Source organism: Streptomyces sp. NPDC014995, assembly GCF_043080745.1.
Taxonomy (GTDB): Bacteria; Actinomycetota; Actinomycetes; order Streptomycetales; family Streptomycetaceae; genus Streptomyces.
The window spans coordinates 98,742-114,951 of the sequence record NZ_JBIBVX010000003.1 but is presented as its reverse complement, the minus strand read 5'-3'; the positions used below and the strand labels follow the sequence as shown (position 1 = coordinate 114,951).

Annotated in this window: 16 protein-coding genes; 5 read left to right on the top strand and 11 right to left on the bottom strand. The window is 72.7% G+C overall.

The window, feature by feature from the left end:
• The first annotated feature begins 58 nt into the window (after positions 1 to 58).
• Complete coding sequence (locus ACF1A1_RS07945; protein WP_391646617.1) at positions 59 to 787, top strand: 3-keto-5-aminohexanoate cleavage protein; 729 nt, start codon at positions 59 to 61, stop codon at positions 785 to 787.
• Here ACF1A1_RS07945 and ACF1A1_RS07940 read toward each other — a convergent pair.
• Entirely contained in the window at positions 733 to 1,464 is a 732-nt protein-coding gene (locus ACF1A1_RS07940; protein ID WP_391646615.1) for a hypothetical protein, read from the bottom strand. The two genes, ACF1A1_RS07945 and ACF1A1_RS07940, sit on opposite strands and share 55 nt — an antisense overlap.
• A gap of 171 nt (positions 1,465 to 1,635) precedes the next feature.
• Positions 1,636 to 2,151, bottom strand: a complete 516-nt coding sequence (soxR, locus tag ACF1A1_RS07935; RefSeq protein ID WP_391646613.1) for a redox-sensitive transcriptional activator SoxR — start codon at positions 2,149 to 2,151, stop codon at positions 1,636 to 1,638.
• A gap of 114 nt (positions 2,152 to 2,265) precedes the next feature.
• Between soxR and ACF1A1_RS07930 the strand changes: the two genes are divergently transcribed.
• The gene (locus ACF1A1_RS07930) at positions 2,266 to 2,727 is read left to right on the top strand and encodes a MaoC family dehydratase (RefSeq protein ID WP_391646611.1); all 462 of its coding nucleotides are present in this window, start codon (positions 2,266 to 2,268) and stop codon (positions 2,725 to 2,727) included.
• Positions 2,728 to 2,746: 19 nt separating this feature from the next.
• Here the strand turns inward: ACF1A1_RS07930 and ACF1A1_RS07925 are convergent, their stop codons facing one another.
• The 3 genes from ACF1A1_RS07925 to ACF1A1_RS07915 all read right to left on the bottom strand — a co-directional run bounded on the left by ACF1A1_RS07925 (position 2,747) and on the right by ACF1A1_RS07915 (position 5,035).
• On the bottom strand, positions 2,747 to 3,373 hold the full coding sequence (locus tag ACF1A1_RS07925) for a TetR/AcrR family transcriptional regulator (RefSeq protein WP_391646609.1): 627 nt from the start codon (positions 3,371 to 3,373) through the stop codon (positions 2,747 to 2,749).
• A gap of 162 nt (positions 3,374 to 3,535) precedes the next feature.
• Positions 3,536 to 3,823: a YiaA/YiaB family inner membrane protein gene (locus ACF1A1_RS07920; protein ID WP_391646607.1), complete on the bottom strand. Its 288-nt coding sequence runs from the start codon at positions 3,821 to 3,823 to the stop codon at positions 3,536 to 3,538.
• A gap of 60 nt (positions 3,824 to 3,883) precedes the next feature.
• A complete protein-coding gene (locus ACF1A1_RS07915) occupies positions 3,884 to 5,035 on the bottom strand; it encodes an acyl-CoA dehydrogenase family protein (RefSeq protein WP_391646605.1) in 1,152 nt (383 codons plus the stop codon).
• Between the two features lie 163 nt (positions 5,036 to 5,198).
• Here ACF1A1_RS07915 and ACF1A1_RS07910 point away from each other — a divergent pair, with 163 nt between their 5' ends.
• From ACF1A1_RS07910 to ACF1A1_RS07900, 3 genes are all read left to right on the top strand, one after another.
• Positions 5,199 to 5,840: a TetR/AcrR family transcriptional regulator gene (locus tag ACF1A1_RS07910; RefSeq protein ID WP_391646603.1), complete on the top strand. Its 642-nt coding sequence runs from the start codon at positions 5,199 to 5,201 to the stop codon at positions 5,838 to 5,840.
• Between the two features lie 46 nt (positions 5,841 to 5,886).
• Entirely contained in the window at positions 5,887 to 6,597 is a 711-nt protein-coding gene (locus ACF1A1_RS07905; RefSeq protein WP_391646601.1) for an ArsR/SmtB family transcription factor, read from the top strand.
• Positions 6,598 to 6,669: 72 nt separating this feature from the next.
• On the top strand, positions 6,670 to 7,605 hold the full coding sequence (locus tag ACF1A1_RS07900) for a DMT family transporter (protein WP_391647180.1): 936 nt from the start codon (positions 6,670 to 6,672) through the stop codon (positions 7,603 to 7,605).
• A gap of 6 nt (positions 7,606 to 7,611) precedes the next feature.
• On the opposite strand, the gene ACF1A1_RS07895 is transcribed toward ACF1A1_RS07900, so the two are convergent.
• The 6 genes from ACF1A1_RS07895 to ACF1A1_RS07870 form a co-directional block, all read right to left on the bottom strand.
• Positions 7,612 to 8,934, bottom strand: coding sequence for an MFS transporter (locus ACF1A1_RS07895; RefSeq protein ID WP_391646599.1), 1,323 nt, complete (start codon positions 8,932 to 8,934; stop codon positions 7,612 to 7,614).
• Between the two features lie 204 nt (positions 8,935 to 9,138).
• Complete coding sequence (locus ACF1A1_RS07890) at positions 9,139 to 10,218, bottom strand: Zn-dependent alcohol dehydrogenase (RefSeq protein WP_391646597.1); 1,080 nt, start codon at positions 10,216 to 10,218, stop codon at positions 9,139 to 9,141.
• A 10-nt stretch (positions 10,219 to 10,228) separates the two neighbouring features.
• Positions 10,229 to 11,617, bottom strand: a complete 1,389-nt coding sequence (locus tag ACF1A1_RS07885) for an aldehyde dehydrogenase family protein (protein ID WP_391646595.1) — start codon at positions 11,615 to 11,617, stop codon at positions 10,229 to 10,231.
• A gap of 147 nt (positions 11,618 to 11,764) precedes the next feature.
• A complete protein-coding gene (locus ACF1A1_RS07880) occupies positions 11,765 to 13,108 on the bottom strand; it encodes an ABC transporter ATP-binding protein (protein ID WP_391646593.1) in 1,344 nt (447 codons plus the stop codon).
• Positions 13,109 to 13,458: 350 nt separating this feature from the next.
• Positions 13,459 to 14,703: an MFS transporter gene (locus tag ACF1A1_RS07875; RefSeq protein ID WP_391646591.1), complete on the bottom strand. Its 1,245-nt coding sequence runs from the start codon at positions 14,701 to 14,703 to the stop codon at positions 13,459 to 13,461.
• Positions 14,704 to 14,738: 35 nt separating this feature from the next.
• A complete protein-coding gene (locus ACF1A1_RS07870; protein WP_391646589.1) occupies positions 14,739 to 16,184 on the bottom strand; it encodes a CitMHS family transporter in 1,446 nt (481 codons plus the stop codon).
• Positions 16,185 to 16,210: the final 26 nt, after the last annotated feature.

Below are 16,210 nucleotides of genomic sequence, written 5' to 3'. Positions count from 1 at the left end.
TTGCACCGTGCGCGTCCGGGGCGGGGTCGTTGTCAGTGGCGGGTGTCACCATCGGAACATGGTGCAGGCCTGTCTGAACGGGACGCGGAGGGCCACCGACGGTGCGGTGGTGCCGCTGTCGCCGGACGCGTTGGCCCGGGCGGCGGCGGAGGCTGTCGCGGCGGGGGCCACGGACCTCCATGTCCATCCCCGAACCCCCTGCGGACAGGACACGTTGTCGCCGCGGGTGGTCGCGGCGACGCTGGAGGCGATACGGGCGCGGGTGGCGGTACCGGTCGGGGTGACCACCGGTGCATGGGCCGAGCCCGATCCGGCGGCCCGCGTGGCGCGGGTGCGTGCGTGGACCGTCCTGCCCGACCACGCCTCGGTCAACTGGCACGAGCCGGGCGCGGAGGAGCTCGCCGCCGCCCTGCTCGACCTCGGGGTGGGTGTGGAGGCGGGCATCTGGTCGGGGACGGACGCGGCCGCCCGCTTCACCGCCTCGCCGTACGCGCCGAAGGTGCTGCGGGTGCTGGCGGAGGTGACGGACACGGGCGTGGACACGGCGGAGGCGTCGGCGCGGGCGTTGCTCGCCGACCTCGGTTCCGCGCACGGCCGGCCCGTGCTGCTGCACGGTGAGGACGGGGGCGCGTGGCCCGTGCTGCGGCTGGCGGGGCGGCTCGGGCTGGCGACCCGGATCGGCCTGGAGGACACCCTGTTCCTGCCGGACGGGCGACGGGCCCGGTCCAACGCTCAGTTGGTGGCGGAGGCGTTGTCCCAGTACGGGTGCGCCCAGCAGTCCTCGTAGGAGAGGGCGACGAGTTCGGCGCGGATCGCGAGGTCGGTCTCGCCGAGGGCGCGCAGGCGGGCGGGGGCGTGGCGCGACAGCCAGGCGCGCAGTTCGGGCAGCGCGGTCTCGCTGCCGTGGACGAACCAGGTCAACGGCGACCGGTCGTTGAGCAGATCGTCCACCCACCAGTCCGCACAGGCCAGCAGATGCGCGTCGGCCACCGCTCCCGGCCGCCACCGCTCGAGCAGCGGGGTGACGCCGCAAAGGATCATGGCGCACGTCTCGAAGACGTACCGCACGGGATACGGCGGCTCCGGCACCGTGAGGACCTCCTCCCACCAGGCGAGCACGAACGCCTCGATGGCGGCGGCCTGCTCGGCGGGCCAGGTCCGCCAGTCGGCGACCGACAGCCCGTGCCGGCCCCACCCGACCCCGTCCAGCCTGCCCTCCACCAACGCGCGGGCGCCCTGCGGCAGCAGGCGGCGCATCGAGGCGGCGTGGTCGTCGAAGTGGCCGGCGACCTCGAAGAGGTACCTGTTCACCACGTCGACGGGGACCCGGGTGTACGGGGTGCGCAGGTACTCCGCCTCCTCGGGGAGATGGCAGAGCGGACAGGGGGTCTCCCGCGGGCTGGCGAAGCCGTTGAAGACGGTGTCGATGTCCGCGAGGGCGGCGGCGAGAGCGGGGCTGGGCATGGGAGTCGGTCCCGTCGGGACTCCGCGCGCGGCGGCGTCGCCGCCGGCCGAAGGTCGCGACACTACCAGCCGCTGATCGGATCGCTCCAGCCCTTTCCCTCGCCCAGCGGTCCCGTCCGCCAGGGCTGCGAGAGCGGCGTGGCACGCGGACCGCGGTTGGACGGGGTGGGCTCAGGAGCCGCGGTGCGCGGGGGGTGTGTCGCGGCGGGGCCTGCTCTTCGGCTTCTGTCCGTGGTGTTCCACCAACAGGCGTGAGCCCGACTGGCGTTCGCCGAAGGCGTCGTCCGGGTTGGACAGGACGCAGGTGTCGAGGGAGAGGCAGCCGCAGCCGATGCAGTCGGTGAGGTGGTCGCGGAGGCGGTTGAGTTGCTTGATGCGCTCGTCGAGTTCGGCTCGCCAGGTCTCGGAGAGGCGGGCCCAGTCCTCGCGGGTGGGGGTGCGTTCCTCGGGGAGTTCGGCGAGGACCTCGCGGATCGTGGCGAGGGGGATGCCGACCCGCTGGGCGGCGCGGACGAAGGCGACGCGCCGGAGTGTGTCGCGGGAGTAGCGACGCTGGTTGCCCGCGGTGCGGCGGCTGCTGATCAGGCCCTTGGACTCGTAGAAGTGGAGGGCGGAGACGGCGGCGCCGCTGCGGGCGGCGAGCTGGCCGACCGTGAGTTCGTGGATCTTCTCTGGGATCTGGGGCACCCCTCGAAGCCTACCCACCCCTGGTCGGTCGCCCCGGTCCGTTGACAGGGCTCCCGCTCCCTAGCATGCTAAGCAGTCGCTTAGAGGTTCGTGACCGGGAGAGAGGCCGCAGACATGGCAGAGCCGAGGATCTTCACGTCCGCCGACGACCTGAGGGCCGCGGTGGGCGAGCAGTTGGGGTACACGGACTGGCTGGAGATCGACCAGAAGCGGATCGATCTCTTCGCGGAGGCCACCGGTGACCACCAGTGGATCCACGTCGATCCGGAGAAGGCCGCCGGGGGGCCGTTCGGCACGACGATCGCGCACGGATACCTGACCCTGTCGCTGCTTCCGCTGTTCGGGCCGCAGCTGATCGCCGTCGAGGGCGTGAAGATGGGCGTCAACTACGGGTCGAACAAGGTGCGTTTCCCCTCGCCCGTCCCGGTCGGCTCACGCCTGCGCGCCACCGCCACGATCACCGGCGTCGACGACGTCCCCGGCGGCATCCAGGTCACCGTCGCCTTCACCGTGGAACGCGAGGGCGGGGACAAGCCGGCGTGCGTCGCGGAGTCCGTGTCCCGCTACTACCTCTGAGCCCGCGGGCGCGGTACGGCTACTTCGCCGCGCCCACCATCCGCAGCACGAGGTCGGCGTACAGGGCGCCGACCTGCTCGGGCGTGCGGGGACCGTGGACGTTGAACCAGCGGGCCACGTCGATGCAGAGGGACAGCACGGCCAGGGTCGTCCCGTGCACGTCCAGCACCTGGAACTCGCCGCTCGCGACGCCCTCCTCGATGATCCCGCGCACCTCCGCGTCGACCTGCCGGCGCAGCCCGAGGATCTCGGCGCGGGCGTCCGGGCCCAGCGCCTCCAGTTCGTACTGCACGACCCGCGCGGTGGTGCGTCGCCCGGCGTGCCAGCGGACGAAGGAGCTCACCGCGTCCGCGAGCCGCTCCGCCGCGCTGCCCTCGCCGCGGGCCGCCGTGCGCAGGATGTCCAGCGCGCGGTCGTGGCCGATGCGGCTGATGCGGTGGAGCAGCTCTTCCTTGGTCTTGTAGTGGATGTAGAGGGCGGCCGGGCTCATGCCCGCGCGGCCGGCGATGTCGCGGGTCGTCGTCGCGTGATAGCCGCGCTCGGCGAAGGCCTCCACGGCGGCGACGAGCAGTCGCCGGGCCGCGTCAGGGGTGACCTCTTCCCACGGCTCGATCTCGCCGCCGGCCGTCTCCTCCGCCGTACTCATCGCTCGTTCGCCCCTCTCGGTACAGGAGCTACACCATACCGCCGAAGGTGAGCGATCGCTTAGAGTGCCCGCTCAGCCCGTGCGGCCCGTCCTGCCCGTGCGGCCCGTACTGCCTGTGCGGCCCGTACTGCCTGTGCGGCCCGCCCGGCTCGGCGAGTCCGCTCAGAGCTTCTCGAAGGGATCGTGCTCGGCGAGGAGCTTCTCCAGGCGCGCCTGGTCCACGCGGCTCACGATGTGCCCGGCCTCCTGGCGGTCGCGGATGACCTTGGCCAGGGTGAACGCCGAGGTCACCAGGTACAGGACCGCGATCGCGAGGAAGGCGCGCACCCAGGCGTCGGTGTTCAGCTGGTAGATGCCGACGGACGTGGCCGCCATGGCGATGGCGAAGGAGGCGACGGCCTGGCCGTAGAAAGCGGCCGTACTCTGCTGCTTGACCGGTGTGTCACTCATGGCGACAAGTTTCGGCGGACGTGGCCCGCGCCACATCCGCCCACATACTCAGACGGCTACTCAGAACGCCGAGACCCCCGTCAGCGCCCGCCCGATCACCAGCTTCTGGATCTGACTCGTGCCCTCGTAGAGGGTCATCACGCGGGCGTCGCGCAGGAGTTTGCCCGCCGGGTACTCGTCGATGTAGCCGTAGCCGCCGAAGACCTGAAGGGCGTTGTTCGCGGCGCGGACGGCCGCTTCCGAGGCGAAGAGCTTGGCCTTGGAGGACTCGACGGCGAACGGCAGCCCGCGGTCGATCAGGTCCGCGACCCGCCAGGTCAGCAGCCGGGCCGCGTCCACGTCGACCGCGATGTCGCTGATCAGCTCCTGGACGAGCTGGTGGTGGGCGATGGTCTTCCCGAACTGCTCGCGCTCGCCCGCGTACCGCACGGCCGCGTCCAGCGCGGCCTGCGCTATGCCGACGCAGCCCGCCGCGACCGACATACGGCCCTTGGCCAGGGCCGACATGGCGACGGAGAAGCCCTTGCCCTCCTCGCCGAGCAGCGCCGACGCGGGCACGCGCACGTCCTCCAGGACCAGTTCGGCGGTGGCCTGGCCGCGCAGACCGAGCTTGCCGTGGAGGGTGCGCCGGGTCAGCCCGGGGGTGTCGGCCGGCACCAGGAAGGCGGAGACGCCCTTGTGGCCGGGGGCGTCGGTGGAGCGGGCGAACAGCAGGACGACGTCGGCCCAGGTGCCGTTCGTGATGAACATCTTGGTGCCGTTCAGGACGTAGTCGGCGCCGTCGCGGACCGCGCGGGTGGAGAGGTTCCCCGCGTCGGAGCCGGTGCCGGGCTCGGTGAGGCCGAAGCAGCCGACGTACGCGCCGGAGGTCAGCCCCGGCAGCCAGCGCCGCTTCTGCTCCTCGTCACCCCAGGCCGCGATGGTCTTGGCGACCAGGCCGAGGGAGACGGAGACGATGCCGCGCACGGACGAGTCGCCCCGCCCCAGCTCCTCCGTGACCAGGCAGTACGCGAGGTGGTCGCCGCCGGAGCCGCCGTACTCCTCGTCGATCGTCAGCCCCAAAAAGCCGGTCTCGCCGAGCTTCTCGACGATGCCCCGGTCGACCTCCTCGGCACGGTCCCAGGCGACGGCGTGCGGGGCGATCTCGCGGTCCACGAAGTTCCGGGCGAGCCGGCGCACGGCCTCCTGCTCCTCGTCGAGCCCCAGATGCATGACGGTCACCCCACAGAGAACGAAGACGACGAGACGACGAAGGGAGCGCGGAGAACCCGGTGAACGCGGGGAGCAGAGAGAACGAACGAGCAGACGGACCGGGAGAGCCGCACCTTTAAATTAGCACTGCTAGTTTCTCGCGCGCAGCCCTACTATGTGCGCCATGGCCCGACCGCGCAAGCCCCTCCTGAGCACCGACCGCATCGTCGCGACGGCCCGCGCGCTCGTGGACGCGGAAGGTCTCGCGGCGGTGTCGACGCGGCGGCTCGCCGCCGAGCTGGGGGTGAGCGGGCCCTCGCTGTACAACCACTTCCGGACCAAGGACGAGATCCTGGAGGCCGTCGCCGACTCGGTGAGCGCCCAGGTCGACCTGTCGATGTTCGAGGACGGCCGGAACTGGCGGACCGCGCTGCACGACTGGGCCGTCTCCTACCGGACCGCCCTGCGCGACCACCCGAACATCGTCCCGGTCCTGGCGCGCGGCCCCGGCCGCCGCCCGGCCGCGCTGCGGCTCGCGGACGCGGTGTACGGGGCGATGGTCGACGCCGGCTGGCCGCCCGCGCAGGCCACCTCGATCGGCGCGCTGATGCGCTACTTCATCATGGGCTCCGCCCTCGGGTCGTTCGCCGGCGGTTTCGTGGGCGACGCGAGCGCGTACGACCCCGCCGACTACCCGCACCTCGGCCAGGCGCACCTGCTCGCCGAACAGCAGGAGAAGGTCGACGAGCGCGCCTTCGAGACGGGGCTCGCGGCGCTGCTGGACGGGCTGGCTCAGCAGTACGAGCAGGTGAGGCGGACCGTGTAGGACGGTTCGGCGCGCGCCGAACCGTCCTTGTCCCATGCTGGGAGGCATGACCGCCAAGGACCCCCGGGCACCCCTGCTGGCGCGTCTCGCCGCACTGATCGCCGACGAGACACGCGCCGCCTGTCTGCTCGCGTTGCTCGACGGGCGGGCGTGGACGGCCGGCGAGCTGGCCCGGCACGCGGGCGTCGCCGCGTCGACGCTGAGCGAGCACCTCGGCAAGCTCGTCGCCGGCGGGGTGCTCGCCGAGGAACGGCAGGGACGGCACCGGTACGTACGGCTCGCCGACGCCGGGGTCGCGCAGCTGGTGGAGGACCTGGCCGCCCAGGTCGCGCCGGGGGACGTCCGACGGCCGCGGAACCTGCGGGCGTCGAGCGCCGGGTCGGCGATGGCCCGGGGGCGCACCTGCTACGACCATCTCGCCGGGCGGCTCGGCATCACGGTCACCGACGCGTTGACCGCGCGCGGGCTGCTGGTCCAGGACACCGGGTTCGCGCTGACGGACGCGGGGGTGCGGTGGTTCGCGGACGCCGGCATCGGCCTCGACCGCGGGAGCCGCCGTCCGCTGGCCCGCGCCTGCCTCGACTGGACCGAGCGCCGTCCCCATCTCGCCGGTGTCGCGGGCGCGGCCCTGTGTTGGCACGCCCTCGACGCGGGCTGGTGCGTGCGCATCGGCTCCGAGCGGGCGGTGCGGGTGACGGTGCTCGGCGAGCGCGCGCTGGCCGGGCTGCTGGGGATCGACGCGGCGGTGCTGCGGTAGAGCGCCCCGCCGGCCTCCCCGTCCGAAACGCGCGAGCTCTCGTCCCGTTTCCTTCCGATCCTCAGGAGCATGATGAACTCCCCCCGTCGTACGGAACTGCTCGCTGCCGGCGCGGCCACGGTCAGCGTCGTGCTGTGGGCCTCCGCCTTCGTCTCCATCCGCAGCGCCGGTTCCGTGTACTCCCCGGGCGCGCTGGCCCTCGGTCGGCTGCTGGCCGGGGCCCTGACACTGGGGGTGATCTGCCTCGTACGGCGGGAGGGATGGCCGCCGCGGCCGGCCTGGCCCGGGATCGCGGTCTCGGGGCTGTTGTGGTTCGGCCTCTACATGGTGGTCCTGAACTGGGGCGAGCAGGAGGTCGACGCGGGTACGGCGGCCCTGGTGGTGAACGTCGGGCCCCTCCTCATCGCCCTGCTCGGCGCGCGGCTGCTCGGGGAGGCGATGCCGCCGCGGCTGCCGGCGGGGATGGCCGTGTCGTTCGCGGGCGCCGTGGCGGTGGGGCTGTCGATGTCGGGCGAGGGCGGTTCCTCGGTGCTCGGGGTGGCGCTGTGCCTGCTGGCGGCGGTCGCCTACGCGGGCGGGGTGGTGGCGCAGAAGCCGGCCCTGGCCCGGGCGAGCGCGTTGCAGGTGACGACGTTCGGGTGTCTGGTCGGGGCGGTGGTGTGCCTGCCGTTCGCCGGGCAGCTGGCGCACGAGGCGGCCGGCGCGCCGGCGGCGGCCACCCTCAACATGGTCTACCTGGGGGTGTTCCCGACCGCGCTCGCCTTCACGACCTGGGCCTACGCCCTCGCCCGGACGACCGCCGGCCGGATGGGGGCGACGACGTACGCGGTGCCCTCGCTGGTCGTGCTGATGTCGTGGCCGGCGCTGGGCGAGGTGCCGGGGCTGTTCACCCTGGCGGGCGGGGCGCTGTGCCTGGCGGGCGTGGCGGTGTCCCGCTCGCGGACGCGGGCGGCCCGGGTCGTGGCGGTGGGGCCGCGACCCGGGCACGACCGGGAGTCGACGCCCTGAGGGGCGTCAGCGCGAGCGCGCCCGGTTCGCCAGCACCTTGATGGAGACGAGCGCGATCACCGACAGGCCGATGATGTAGGCGGACACCGACATCGACGTGCCGGTCGCCTCCAGCAGCAGCACCATCACGAACGGCGCGAGGCCGCCGCCGCACACCGCGGCGATCTGGTAGCCGAGGGAGGCGCCCGTGTAGCGCATCTCGGGCGTGAACAGCTCGGCGAACAGGGCCGCCTGGGGGCCGTACATGATGCTGAGGAAGCAGCTCGCGACGAAGGTGCCGACCGCCAGCCACAGCAGCGAGCCGGTGTCGATCAGCAGGAACAGCGGGACGGCCCACAGGGCGATGCCGACCGCGCCGAGCGCGTAGATCCGGATGCGGCCGACCCGGTCGGAGAGGGCGGCGGCGGCCGGGATCAGCACGAGCTGGGTGAGGCTGACGCAGAGGGAGACGGTGAGGACCGCGCCGCGCTCCATGTCGAGTTCACGCGTCGTGTAGTCGAGGACGCCGGTGATGATGATGTAGAAGGTCGCGGTGTTCACGGCGAAGGAGCCGCCCGCCAGGAGCACCGTGCCGAGGTGGTCGCGGAGGATCGTGCGCAGCGGCGAGCCCTGCTCCGCCTTCTCCTTCTCGGCCAGCGCCCGCTCCGCGTCCCGGAATTCGGGGGTCTCCTCGACGCGGGTGTGGATGTACCAGGCGAGGACGAGGACGAACAGGCCGATGAGGAACGGCACGCGCCAGCCCCAGGCCGTGAAGGCGCCGTCGGTGGTGAAGGCGCCGGCCAGCAGGAAGACGGTGTTGGCGGTCACCACGCCGATGGGGACGCCGAGTTGGACGAAGCTGCCGTAGAGACCGCGCTTGCCCTCGGGGGCGTACTCGGTGGCCAGCAGCATCGCCCCGCCCCACTGGGCGCCGACCGCGACGCCCTGGGCGACGCGCAGGAGGACGAGCAGGACGGGGGCGGCGACGCCGATGGTGTCGTACGTGGGCAGCAGGCCGATGCCGGTCGTGGCCACGCCCATCAGGGTGAGCGCCAGCACCAGCATCGGCTTGCGGCCCCGCCGGTCGCCGAGGTGGCCGGCGACGATGCCGCCGAGCGGGCGGGCGAGGAAGCCGACGGCGAAGGTGGCGAAGGCGGCGAGCACCCCGGCGGTGGAACTGCCGGCCGGGAAGTACAGGTCGCCGAGGACGAGGGCGGCGGCGATGCCGAAGACGAAGTAGTCGTACCACTCCACGGCCGAGGCGAGGGCGGCGGCGGTGGCCACGCGACGGCGGTGGGGAGTCGCCGGCGCGGTGGTGGGGACGGGGTGAGCGGAAGAGGCCGTGTCCATACGTGCACACTCCGGTGGGTGCGTTGGGGACGTTGCCGGGAACATACTGACCGGACGGTATGGGGTCAACGGTCGTGCGTGATGGTTGTGGGAAAGGTGTTTTTCCCGGAGGCGGGGAGAGGCCGATTTCCCGTGCGGCGGCACGTTCCGTGCGGCGGCGTTTTCCCGTGCGGCGGCGTTTTGCGTGCGGCGGGAGAGCCGGGGTCAGAAGACCACCAGCGCTCGTCCCCCCTTCCCCGCCAGCATGTTCTCGAAGGCGGCCGGGATGCCCTCCAGGGCGATGCGCTCCGTCACGAGGGAACCCAGGTCCAGGCGGCCGGCCCGGACGTGGTCGGCCAGGACCGGGAGGTCGCGGGCCGGGTCGCAGTTGCCGTAGACGCAGCCGGAGAGGGTGCGGCCCCAGTGGAAGAGCTCCAGGGCGTTGAAGGTGACCTGCTGGTCCTTGCCGCCGATGCCGACGACCGTGGTACGGCCGCCGCGGCGGGTCGACTCCCAGGCCGTGCGGATGGTGACCGCGCGGCCCACGCACTCGACGGCCACGTCCACGCCCTGCCTGCCGGTGAGGGCGCGGATCTCCCGGGCGGTGTTCTCCGAGGCGACGAGGTAGTCGGTGGCGCCCGCCGCGCGGGCCAGGTCCTCCTTCTCCGGGGAGACGTCGACGGCGACGATCGTGGACGCGCCCGCGATGCGGGCCGCCTGGAGGGTCGCCAGGCCGACTCCGCCGACGCCGAACACGGCCACCGTCTCGCCGCGCCGGACCCGGGCGGAGTGGTGGACGGCGCCGTAACCGGTGAGGACGGCGCAGCCGAGCAGGGCCGCGTCGGTGACGGGGATGCCCTCCGGCAGGGGCAGCACGCAGGAGACGGGGACGACGGTCTCCTCGGCGAACGCGGCGACGTTCAGACCGGGGTGGAGGTCGGTGCCGTCGACGGTGCGGGCGTACACGTCGGCGGACCCGCTGAGCGCGTCGGCGCACAGCCACACCTCGCCCAGCGTGCAGGCATGGCAACGGCCGCAGGAGGGCGCCCAGTTCAGGACGACGCCGTCGCCGGGCGCGAGGTGGGTGACGCCCTCGCCGACGGACACGACCGTGCCGGCGCCCTCGTGACCGAGGACGGCGGGGACCGGGACACGCATGGTGCCGTTGGACAGGGACAGGTCGGAGTGGCAGACCCCGGCGGCGGCGAGCCGGACCCGGACCTGTCCGGGGCCGGGGTCGGGCAGGCGGATCTCGGTGATTTCCAGAGGGGCGCCCACGGCGGGCAGGACGGCGGCACGGACCACGGGAGGCTCCTCAGAACTGCAGGGACTTGGTCTGGAGGTACTCGGCGAGGCCGTGCGCGCCGAGTTCACGGCCGACGCCCGACTGCTTGTAACCGCCGAAGGGGGCGAGCGGGTTGAAACGGCCGCCGTTGATGTCGACCTGCCCGGTGTCCATCCGGCGGGCGAAGGCCACCGCCTCCGCCTCGTCGCCGGCCCAGACGGCTCCGGCCAGGCCGTAAATCGTGCCGTTGGCGATGCGCAGGGCGTCCTCCTCGTCCTCGTAGCGCAGGATCGACAGGACCGGGCCGAAGATCTCCTCCTGGGCGATCGTCATCTGCGGGGTCACGTCGGCGAAGACCGTCGGGCTGACGAACCAGCCCTGCTCGCGCGGGGCTTCGGGGCCGCCCGCGACCAGCCGCGCGCCCTCGGCCACGCCCTTCTCGATGTAACCGCGCACCCGTGCCTGCTGCCTGGCGCTGACGACGGGTCCGATGCGGTCGCCGTACTTCGCGGCGGCGGCCGCGGCCAGCTCGACGGCCTCCTCGTACCGGTCGCGGTGGACCAGCATCCGGGTCCACGCGCTGCACGTCTGGCCGGAGTTCGACATCACGTTGGCGACGCCGACGTTGACCGCCCGGGCGAGGTCGGCGCTCGGGAGGATGACGTTGGCGGACTTGCCGCCGAGTTCCAGGGCCACCTTCTTGACCGCGGCGCCGGCCGTCGCGGCGATCCGCTTCCCCACGGCCGTGGAACCGGTGAACGAGACCAGGTCGACGCCGGGGTGTTCGGCGAGGGCCTGGCCGGCGACCGGGCCGAGACCGGTGACGAGGTTGAAGACGCCGGCCGGGACGCCCGCCTCGTGGACGGCCTCGGCGAAGAGCTGGGCGGTCAGCGGGGTGTCCTCGGCGGGCTTCAGGACCACCGTGCAGCCCGCGGCCAGGGCCGGGGCGACCTTGGCGACGATCTGGTGCAGCGGGTAGTTCCAGGGGGTGATGGCGCCGACCACGCCGATCGGCTCGTGGAACACGGTCGAGTTGCCGACCTTCTCCTCGAAGGAGTGGGCGGCGGCCAGTTCGGCGTAGGAGCCGGCCACCGCGATCGGGACGGCCGCGTGGACCGCCTGGGAGAAGGGCGGCGGGGAGCCGAGTTCGGCGGTGACGGTCTCGGCGATCTCGTCCTTGCGCGCCACCAGCACGTCATGGAGGGCGGTGAGCCGCGCGGCCCGCTCGCCCGGCGGGGTCGCGGCCCAGGCCGGGAGGGCGGCGCGGGCGGCCCGCACGGCGGCGTCCACGTCCTCGGCGCCGCCGGCCGGGACGCGGCCGATGACCTGCTCGTCCGCCGGGTTGACGACCTCGATCACGTCCTGGCCCGCGGCGGGGCGCCAGGCGCCGTCGAGGTAGATGCCGTCGTGTGCCTTCATCGTGTTCCCTCCGGGCGGTCCTCGTCGTCCGCGCACTAAACTAGCGTCGATAGTTTTTGGGCACCAGGGGTGCCCTGCGTGCGACGCCTCACGGTGACATCGGCGGACCGGGGTGTCACTTCCCGGGGTCCGGAACGCCCGGTGGTGTCACTCGTCGAGGTCCGGCAGGCGGGACGGAGCCGGGCAGATCCGTTCGCCGTGCCGGTCGAAGACGAACAGGTGGGCGAGGTCGACGAGGAGGGGCACCTGCATGCCGTACCGCAGGTCGAAGTCGGGGGTGGTGCGCACGACGAGGTCGCCGGGCAGCCGCCCCTCGGGCGACGCGACGGCGGGGCCCGGCTCGGGCGGCTCGTCCAGCACCACGACCGGTCCGGCCCGCAGACCGCCCGGCTTCCCCACCCTCCCCCACAGCCGGTCGAGGACCCCGCTCTCCCGGCGGCGCCGGGGCGGCCGGGGCAGCGGGCGCGGCGCCTCCAGCTCCGGTACGACGGCGGGGCGCGAGCCGGTGTTGAAGTGGACGAGCACCTCGTGGCCCTGGAACTCCACGTGCTCCACCAACCCCGTGATGTGCGTCTCGCCGGGACGCGCGTCGGCGGACCGGCCGACGCGGACGGCCTCGGAGCGCAGGCCGACGATCACCTCCCGGCCCTGCTGCACGCGCAGCAACTTGTGGTCGAGTGACAGGGGTTCGGGCAGGCGCAGGGCCTGCTTGCCGAGGCTGATCGTCATCGCCCCGTCGAGCGGGGCGCGGACCAGGCCGCGCAGGAGGTTGATGCGCGGGGTGCCGACGAAGGCGGCGACGAAGACGTTGCGGGGCAGCGCGTAGACCGAGCGCGGGCTGTCGAGCTGCTGGAGGACGCCGCTGCGCACGACGGCGACCCGGTCGCCGAGCGACATGGCCTCGGCCTGGTCGTGGGTGACGTACACGGTGGTGACGCCCAGCTCCCGGGTCAGGGCGGCTATCTCGGCGCGCAGGCGGTTGCGGAGCTTGGCGTCCAGGTTGGACAGCGGCTCGTCCATCAGGAAGGCGGAGGGGTGGCGGGCGATGGCCCGGCCCATCGCGACGCGCTGGCGCTCCCCGCCGGAGAGCTGGCCGGGGAAACGGTCGAGGAGGTCCTCGATGCCGAGCATCCGGGCGGTGGTGTCCACCCGCGGACGCGGGTCGGTGCCGGGCGCCTCGATGCGCAGCGGGAAGCCGATGTTGTCGCGGCCGGTCATCGTCGGGTACAGGGCGAAGTTCTGGAAGACCATCGCGATGTCCCGCCCGGACGGCGGCAGGTCGTTGGCGTACACACCGTCGAGCCGCAGCTCCCCCGCGGTGATCTGCTCCAGGCCGGCGATCATCCGGAGCACGGTGGACTTGCCGCAGCCCGAGGGCCCGAGCAGCACGAGGAACTCACCGGGCGCGATGTCCATCGACAGCCGGTCCACCACGCGGACGCCTTTGTCATAGACCTTGCTCACGTCGTGCAGAGAGATGGCGCGTGTCATGAGAGGTGTCCCCGGGGCTCACTAGGGCGCTGGTGCTCCGCGGTCGGCCCGCCCCCCGCGAGTCGCACGAGACGGATGGGTCACGGAAGCTAACGGACTGTGCGCGGCCGGGGAAGAGACACGGCCGGATCCACCCCTGCGGGTCTGGAGCGGGGAGGTCGGACGGCCTGGTTCAGGGGTGGTGACGGGCGGAGAGGCGGCAGGCTTGCTGACGGGGCGGGGGGGCGCGGTGGCTGTGGCGGCGGGGGTGGGGTGTGCGCCCGGGGGTTGCGGAGCCGGGGGGCTGCGGAGTGGGGGCTGCGGAGCTCATCCCCCCGTCCACCGGTCAGGGAAGCACCGCGTGCCGCGCCTCAGGTGTCGCTCTTCCGGCTCACCGAGGACGTCGTCCGACCGTCCTCCTCCCCCGTCTCCGGTCCCGCGCGCACGACACGTTCCCGCGAGCGCAGCGCGACCCCCGACGACAGCAGCAACAGCGCTCCGAGCATCACGAAGGGCGCGGCGACGCCAGCGACCCCGGCGACCAGTCCGGCCGCGGCCGGTGCGGCGACCTGGCCGAGCCGGTTGCCGGTGAGACGCAGCGCGAGCGCCGTGGAGCGGGCGCCGTCGGGAGCGGCCTGCACGACCGTCGTCATGGACAGCGGCTGCCCGACCCCGAGACAGAAGCCGAGGACGACGAGTATCGCGGCGAGCCCCCACACCGGCACCGGCAGCGCGATCCCCGCACACAGCAGGGCCGCCAGCAGACAGGTCACGGTGAGCAGGGCCGTCCGCCCGAGCAGCCGCAGCAGGGGCGTGAGCACCAGACGGCAGGCGATGGTGGCCGCGGCCCGCAGACTGAGCAGGACACCGACGACGGAGGGTGCGATGCCCCGGTGTTCGCCGACCACCGGCAGGTAGGCGGTGAGGATGTCGGTCGCGGACAGCACGGAGAGGCTGACCAGGATGCCGGCCGGCACGCCCCGGGCGCGCAGGATGCGGACCACGGGCACGCGGCCGCCTTGCCCGGTACGGGACTTGGGCGTCGTAGGGCGGTGTTCGATGCGCCACAGCGAGGTGAAGGCGACCGCCGCGACCGCACCCGCGACGATCAGGGCGAGGGCGCTGGTGCCCGCCATGTCCCGGCCGCCGATGAGGGCACCCGCCGCGATCGGGCCGACCAGCTGGCCGAGGGAGGCGCCGATGGTGAAGTGGCCGAAGTTGCGGTCCTGTTCGTGCGGGGCGGACTGGCGGGCCACCAGCGACTGGGAGCCGATGACGAAGCAGAGGTGGCCGAGGCCCATGACCCCGCTCCACACGGCCATCGCCCAGAGCGAGCCCGCCACGCCGCTCAGCGCGCAGCCGCCGGATATGAGGACCACGCCGACGGGCAGCAGGGGTGCGCAGCGGCCGTGGTCGGTACGGCGGCCCAGCGGGACGGCGGCGAACAGCGGCAGCAGCGCGTAGACGCCCGCGATGACGCCGATCGCCCGCTCGTCGGCGCCCAGCGCGAGGGCCCGGTAGGAGACGGCGGGCCGGGCCATCGACACCGCCCCCTGCGCGAAGCCGAAGGCGATGACGAGGCGGAGCAGCCAGCCGCGGTTCCCACCGGGCCCCATGTCGAGTCCTCCCAGGAGGGTCGGATGTCAGGACGTCAGATGATTCCGAACAGGATCCCGGAACCGAGGATCACCAGCGAGGTGATCGCGGCCCACTTCACCACGAACCTGGTGTGGTCGCCGAATTCGACCCTCGCCATGCCGACGAGCACGTACACGGCCGGGACCAGCGGGCTGGACATGTGCAGCGGCTGGCCGACGAGCGAGGCGCGGGCGATCTCCAGCGGCGACACGCCGTGCGCGGCACCGGCCTCGGCGAGGACCGGCAGGACACCGAAGTAGAAGCCGTCGTTGGACATGAAGTACGTCAGCGGCAGGCTCAGGAAGCCGGTGACGAGCGCCATGTGCGGGCCCATGCCCTCGGGGATGCCGTCGACGATCCACTTGGCCATGGCGTCGACCATGCCGGTGCCCTGGAGGACGCCGGTGAAGACGGCGGCGGCGAAGACCATGCCGGAGACGTTGAGGACGTTGTCGGCGTGGGCGGCGAGCCGGGCCTTCTGGTCGGGCATGTGCGGGAAGTTCACGGTCAGCGCGAGCGCGGCACCGAGGATGAACAGGACCGGGATCGGCAGCCACTCCATGATCATCGCGGTGAGCAGGGTCACGGTGAGGAGCGCGTTGAACCAGTACAGCTTGGGGCGCAGGGTCGGACGGTCGGGGTCGAGGCCCTGGAGGCGGACGTCGTCGCCGTCGTCGCCGTCGTCGGCCGCGTCGGTGCCGGAGCCCGCTCCGCCGGTGGCCTTCGTGAGGCGCACCTTGCCGGAGCCGCCGGAGGCACCGGCGCCCACGAGCACCGTCTCGGTCTCCTGCTCCTGCTCGTCCTTGACGATCTTCTCCTGCTCCAGGACCTCCTCCAGGCTCAGCACTCCGAGCCGCTTGCGCTCGCGCAGACCGAGGAAGTAGGCGAGGACGAAGACGAAGAGCAGGCCGACGAGGAGCGCCGGGATCATCGGGACGAAGATGTCGCCGGCGTCGAGCTTGAGCGCGGTGGCGGCGCGGGCCGTCGGACCGCCCCAGGGCAGGGTGTTCATGACGCCGTTGGCGGTGGCCGCCACACCGGTCATCACGACCAGGCTCATCTTCAGGCGCTTGTACAGCGGGTACATCGCCGAGACCGTGATCATGAAGGTGGTCGAGCCGTCGCCGTCGAGCGAGACGATCGCCGCGAGGACGGCCGTACCGACGACGATGCGCAGCGGGTCGGCCTTGCAGAACTTCAGGATGCCCCGCACGATCGGGTCGAAGAGGCCGACGTCGATCATGAGGCCGAAGTAGACGATGGCGAACATCAGCATCGCGGCGGTGGGCGCGAGGTTGCCCACCCCCTCGATGACGTAGTCGCCGAGCTTGGCGCCCTTTCCGACGAAGACGCAGAAGAGCGCTGGGATCAGTACGAGCGCCGCGATCGGCGACATCTTCTTCAGCATGATCAGGACCAGGAAGGTCGCGATCATGGCGAAGCCGAGGATGGTCAGCATGTGTGGATACCTAACGTTCGCCCTTG

What these genes read in the sequence shown, in the direction of transcription:
- ACF1A1_RS07905 (WP_391646601.1), top strand. Translation starts at nt 5,887, where the DNA reads ATGACCGCCAAGGACCCCCGGGCACCCCTGCTGGCGCGTCTCGCCGCA.
- ACF1A1_RS07895 (WP_391646599.1), bottom strand. Translation starts at nt 8,934, where the DNA reads ATGGACACGGCCTCTTCCGCTCACCCCGTCCCCACCACCGCGCCGGCG.
- ACF1A1_RS07885 (WP_391646595.1), bottom strand. Translation starts at nt 11,617, where the DNA reads ATGAAGGCACACGACGGCATCTACCTCGACGGCGCCTGGCGCCCCGCC.
- ACF1A1_RS07870 (WP_391646589.1), bottom strand. Translation starts at nt 16,184, where the DNA reads ATGCTGACCATCCTCGGCTTCGCCATGATCGCGACCTTCCTGGTCCTG.
- ACF1A1_RS07880 (WP_391646593.1), bottom strand. Translation starts at nt 13,108, where the DNA reads ATGACACGCGCCATCTCTCTGCACGACGTGAGCAAGGTCTATGACAAA.
- ACF1A1_RS07875 (WP_391646591.1), bottom strand. Translation starts at nt 14,703, where the DNA reads ATGGGGCCCGGTGGGAACCGCGGCTGGCTGCTCCGCCTCGTCATCGCC.
- ACF1A1_RS07930 (WP_391646611.1), top strand. Translation starts at nt 2,266, where the DNA reads ATGGCAGAGCCGAGGATCTTCACGTCCGCCGACGACCTGAGGGCCGCG.
- ACF1A1_RS07940 (WP_391646615.1), bottom strand. Translation starts at nt 1,464, where the DNA reads ATGCCCAGCCCCGCTCTCGCCGCCGCCCTCGCGGACATCGACACCGTC.
- ACF1A1_RS07920 (WP_391646607.1), bottom strand. Translation starts at nt 3,823, where the DNA reads ATGAGTGACACACCGGTCAAGCAGCAGAGTACGGCCGCTTTCTACGGC.
- ACF1A1_RS07915 (WP_391646605.1), bottom strand. Translation starts at nt 5,035, where the DNA reads ATGCATCTGGGGCTCGACGAGGAGCAGGAGGCCGTGCGCCGGCTCGCC.
- ACF1A1_RS07900 (WP_391647180.1), top strand. Translation starts at nt 6,670, where the DNA reads ATGAACTCCCCCCGTCGTACGGAACTGCTCGCTGCCGGCGCGGCCACG.
- ACF1A1_RS07910 (WP_391646603.1), top strand. Translation starts at nt 5,199, where the DNA reads ATGGCCCGACCGCGCAAGCCCCTCCTGAGCACCGACCGCATCGTCGCG.
- ACF1A1_RS07945 (WP_391646617.1), top strand. Translation starts at nt 59, where the DNA reads ATGGTGCAGGCCTGTCTGAACGGGACGCGGAGGGCCACCGACGGTGCG.
- ACF1A1_RS07925 (WP_391646609.1), bottom strand. Translation starts at nt 3,373, where the DNA reads ATGAGTACGGCGGAGGAGACGGCCGGCGGCGAGATCGAGCCGTGGGAA.